Source organism: Paenibacillus sp. 3LSP (assembly GCF_032465655.1).
GTDB classification, from domain to species: Bacteria; Bacillota; Bacilli; order Paenibacillales; family Paenibacillaceae; genus Fontibacillus; species Fontibacillus barengoltzii.
The window spans coordinates 1-4,687 of the sequence record NZ_JAWDJI010000163.1 but is presented as its reverse complement, the minus strand read 5'-3'; the positions used below and the strand labels follow the sequence as shown (position 1 = coordinate 4,687).

The window sequence follows — 4,687 nt, the reverse complement described above, 5'->3', positions numbered from 1 at the left end:
CGGCCGGACAAGTCCTCGCCCACGTGGCTCGCCAGCGTGGGGCTCGGGCGCCCCGACCGGTTGGCGCTGGGCGCCGCCACCGGGCATCCCGCTGCGGCAATCAGCCGCAGCGCTACGTCGTGGGCGGGCATGCGCACGCCCACGGTAGACAACCCCGCCGTCACGCGCGGCGAGACGGCGCCTTTGGCCACGGGCAGCACCAGCGTAAGCGGCCCGGGCCAAAACGCCTCCATCAGCCGCTGTGCCGTCTCGTTCACTTCCGTGACGAGTCCGTCCAGCTGACTCACGTCGGCGATGTGCACGATGAGCGGATTGTCGGACGGACGGCCCTTGGCGGCAAAAATCGCCTCCACCGCCGCCGTATTCCGCGCATCTGCACCAAGCCCATACACCGTCTCCGTCGGGAACGCCACCGTCCCGCCGGAGGCGAGTACAGCGGCGGCCTCTTGCAGCGCCGCCGCTTCCTCCACAGCCACATCATCCGACACTTCAGCCCCAGCTCCTGTTCCAGGCTGGATACGCCACCAACGTGTCGTTTTGGGGGTTACTCCTTTTAAAGCAGGGAGATCCCCGCGATGTTCCGTTTGATTGAAATTCATAGATTCCTGTCGGCTCATACTTGTTCATCCCAAACTGTTCAATAATATATTCTACTATTATACCCGAACCCCGCCTTGCGCATAGCCCGCAAAAAAACCGCCCGGCATCCCCGAACGGTTTAACAGTTCCAAATATATAAACACCATTAAGCAAAAAGGCCAACAATCCAGTTCCAGAGCTTCACCAGCATGTCCCACAGGAAGAAACGCACTTCGGTCTCCTGCGGTTCAACCTGAACGGCATCACCCGCACTCCCGTCAGCCGAGGCTTTTGCCGTTGCTGTGGTTACAGCCCCAGCGTCCTTAGCCAGCGCATCCCCACTCCCGGCGTCAATGAAGCATAGCGGCGGAAACAATACACACCACCAGTTTTTCCCTTTGCCTTCGCCCAGCGTCACACGCAGCGCTTCGTAGTCGCCCGCTGGATAAACAGCGCCGCCATACATTTTGGTCGGAAACGGCACGGTGCCGAGCTCAACTTGATAATCGTAGTTTTTGCCATACTGCTTAAGCGTTTGACCAACTTGTTCCTCGATGGCCGGCAGATGCTCACGGATGACCCGGCGCGCTTCCTCCAGACTCTGCGGATTGTCCAGCTGTGCAACCCAGCCGTTCATTTGCTCAACGACAGCATCGCGAACACGACGCTTGACGAGTTGATCCGCAGCTCCATCCGAGTTAGCCAAAATGCGCAGCCGAATCGATTCCTGAGGAATCTGCGAAATCACCGTTTGCGCCCCTGCCGCTGCCGCGGCTGTATCAACCAATTGCCCTTCCCAGGACATCATCAACATCACAATCGAAAAAAAGATAAGTGCGATTTTCTGCCGGGAAAAAGAACGTTTACCCATGATTCCTTGCTCCTAACCAAACCGGTATTTCAGCCGCTGATGTCTATCAGTATGTCCGGTTAAGAGACTTCTAAACCTAGAAATCTAGGAATCTAGTAAAAATTTTTACCCCCGATTTTCCGATTGACGTTTGGATCGGAGCAAGGCATAACGCGACGTAGGAGCCGACGAAGCCACAGGAGGATTCTCTTCCTCCTTCTCTTGCCCATAGATCCGGATACTCATCGCCACGCCGATGCTCGCCATGTTAATTAACAGCGAAGTACCGCCATAGCTGATGAAGGGCAAAGTAATCCCTGTCAAAGGCATGAGGCCAATGAACATGCCGATATTTTCAAAAATCTGATACAACAGCATCGCCACAATCCCCACTATTAGGTAGGGCCCACTGGTTTCACGAGTCTCCAACGAGATCAGAATGAGCCGATGAATCAGTACAAAATACAACAGCAGTAGCGCCGAGCTCCCGATAAAACCAAACTCCTCAGCGATCACCACAAAGATCGAGTCCGAGTAGGTCAGCGGTACCCGTTCCGACTGCACCGTTTCCCCTTTCATATACCCTTCTCCAGTCATGCCCCCAGAGGCAATGGCTAACTTGGCGTTTCGAGTGTGGTAGGAGGCGTCCTCAGACGCTTTCTCCGGCATGAGCCAAGGATCAATCCGGTTAATCCAGTGTTCCCGGCCGATTTCGACGAAGAAGTTGTACACTTGATCATGGTACGCTTTGTACGCCGTGATACCACCGATCACCGAGCCGGCAAAGATCACAAGCGCAATCAACGCATGCCAATATTTTATATTCCCAATCCATAACATGCCCGCCAAAATCACGACATAGCTGAGCGCATTCCCCAAGTCGTTTTGGGCCATAACCGCAACAAAAGGGATAAAAGTAAGCAAGCAGATCGGTACAACGTCCCGCCAAAAGGACAGACGAAGCTTGCGCTTGCGCAGCAACATAAACCCGAGAAAAAGAACCAGCAGCAGCTTAAAAAACTCCGCCGGCTGAAAGCTCTGATTAATGACCGGGATCGTCAACCAACCGGTTGCGTTATAGTAGGTATTACCAATGAACATAACGACGATCAACAGCCCGAAGCCAAACAGGTACAAGTAAGGCGCATATTTCACAAGCAGCCGATAGTCGACAATCGAAACTCCAAAAAACGCAACAAACCCCAGCGCATAATAAGCAAGCATGCGAATGTGATAGCCATGATATTGGGTGTTTGACGTAGCGCTGTACAACACCGCAATACTGATGGCCATGAGCAGCAACAGGATCACGACGATGGAGTAATCGATTTTTTTCAGTTTGCTCAGCATGAACATCCTCTTTTCTTGATCTAGAAACCCCGTACCTTTACTTTAAAAGAAACCCGGCCTAACTACAAATGAGCCCTACGACTCAAATAACGAGTCACCGCGTCAAAAGGTTACCTTTTTAGACTTATTTTGCCCCACGGCGTCATTTCTCACGTCTCCCTCATCCCTTGCCTCTCTTTGCACCATTATCCCTTTCGTTCAGATGGGAAGTTCTTTCCTACTCCTTCTTACACCGTTATCCCCCTTGATCAGATGGGGGAGCTTTCTTACACCTTTTTACGCCATTATCCCTTTCGTTCAGATGGCAAGTTCTTTCCTCCCCCTTCTTACACCATTATCCCCCTTGATCAGATGAGAGGTGCCTTCCTATTCCTTCTTACACTACTATCCCGTTCGTTCAGAAAGGAGTATCCTCTTACGCCTTTACACCACTATCCCCTTCGTTCAGGTAGGAAGGATATACATCGTCTCAACCATATCCAAATCGATCAGAAAGAAGAACTTGCTCTCGTCCCTATTTTCCAGGTTATCCCTCTCACTCAGGAATGAGGAGTCCAGGAAACTACTTCTTCATCCTTTGTTACTGTTACTCATTGTTTTCCTCAGTCTTTATTGTTACGCGTCCCCCTACGATCTGATGCAACGGGATAATCCTCAAGAAGAGGACCCGAATAGATACATTTACCATAAAACTCGAATAATACGCCAGAGCTAAGATTAAAACCAGCTCCGAAACCAATCCGGCTCTTGGGCTCTAATGTCCCCTATGTACAATTCCGGCATCTCATTGCATAATTATCCCTTTCGTCTTCTTTGTACCATTATCCCCTTCGTTCAGAGGTAGGAAGCGAACCTTTTCCCTCGTAGGTAGTCCCTAGTGTACACAGCAACTGATGCAACGGGATAATCCTTAAAAAGAGGGCAAAATACAGACTTGTTGCAAAAAAATGAGCGCCGACGCGTGCGCCGGCGCCCTAGTGGGGTCGGGATAAGAAAGGGAATGGAGGGGGAACAGGTTATACGGGAGTGATCAAGGTGATCGTCCCCGTCGCTTCCGTCAGCGCAAAAATTCCGATCGTTTGGATGTTGCTCAGTTGAACGGAAAATGTGCTGCCTTGCGTTACAGTCTGAATAAAGTCAGGCGCGTTGTACCGGGTAATCCGGAGTTCGACGTTACCCACTGTAGCCTGAACCGTTACAATTCCGGTTGGGCCCAGCGGGTCGGCGGCCACGAAATACCCTTGGCCGACGCCGGCAGCTTGCGCGTACGGAAACGTCAGTGTAAACGCCATGTGATATCTCCTCCTTTCGGCTTGAGATACCACATTCTATGAAACTATCCTTCCAAAAATAGCGGCTTTTGGTTGAGGAGATCCACCCATTTTCATAGAATCGGCAGAAAGGGGAAGCCCCGGCGCGGCCATCGAACTTTGCAGCCGCGCGGGGTTACCCTCGTGCGATTCCGAGCACGTGACGGTCGATGCCGGCGAGATCGGGGACGGTCACGATCTCGTCCCAATAGCCGGCGGCGCGGAGCAGGGCCGCGACGTCGGCCGCTTGGCCTTGGCCGAGCTCGAAGCCGATGAGGCGAGGCGGCCGTGGCAGCAGCGCGAGCTGCGCCATCATGGTCCGGTAGGGCGCGAGCCCGTCCGGACCGCCGTCCAGCGCGCCGCGCGGCTCATAGTCCCGCACCTCAGGCTGCAGGTGCGGGATGTCCTCCGCCGGGATATACGGCGGATTCGACACCACGATGTCCAGCGGCTCGCCGGCAAAAGGTTCAAGCAGGTCCCCCTGCTTGAACGTCACCGCAAGGCCGAGCCGCCGGACATTGTCCTGCGCCACCGCCAAGGCGTCCGGCGAGATATCACTCGCCGCGACGCGCCATGCTGGGCGCAGGTGGGCCAGGGC

Annotated in this window: 5 protein-coding genes; all 5 read right to left on the bottom strand. The window is 53.7% G+C overall.

The genetic code is table 11. The annotated features are described in order from the left end of the window. A partial coding sequence (locus RW092_RS13435) for an L-threonylcarbamoyladenylate synthase (protein WP_316010439.1) occupies positions 1–599 on the bottom strand: 599 nt, incomplete at its 3' end. Positions 600–745: 146 nt separating this feature from the next. Further along, positions 746–1,450 carry a stage II sporulation protein R gene (gene spoIIR, locus RW092_RS13430; protein ID WP_316010438.1) on the bottom strand — a complete coding sequence of 235 codons (705 nt, stop codon included), beginning with the start codon at positions 1,448–1,450 and terminating at the stop codon, positions 746–748. Between the two features lie 105 nt (positions 1,451–1,555). Further along, entirely contained in the window at positions 1,556–2,779 is a 1,224-nt protein-coding gene (locus RW092_RS13425) for an FtsW/RodA/SpoVE family cell cycle protein (protein ID WP_016314180.1), read from the bottom strand. A 1,016-nt stretch (positions 2,780–3,795) separates the two neighbouring features. Then, positions 3,796–4,071, bottom strand: a complete 276-nt coding sequence (locus RW092_RS13420) for a hypothetical protein (protein WP_016314181.1) — start codon at positions 4,069–4,071, stop codon at positions 3,796–3,798. A 154-nt stretch (positions 4,072–4,225) separates the two neighbouring features. After that, positions 4,226–4,687 (bottom strand): HemK family protein methyltransferase (locus RW092_RS13415; protein ID WP_316010437.1); only part of this gene is annotated, 462 nt, incomplete at its 5' end.

What these genes read in the sequence shown, in the direction of transcription:
- spoIIR (WP_316010438.1), bottom strand. Translation starts at nt 1,450, where the DNA reads ATGGGTAAACGTTCTTTTTCCCGGCAGAAAATCGCACTTATCTTTTTT.
- RW092_RS13425 (WP_016314180.1), bottom strand. Translation starts at nt 2,779, where the DNA reads ATGCTGAGCAAACTGAAAAAAATCGATTACTCCATCGTCGTGATCCTG.
- RW092_RS13420 (WP_016314181.1), bottom strand. Translation starts at nt 4,071, where the DNA reads ATGGCGTTTACACTGACGTTTCCGTACGCGCAAGCTGCCGGCGTCGGC.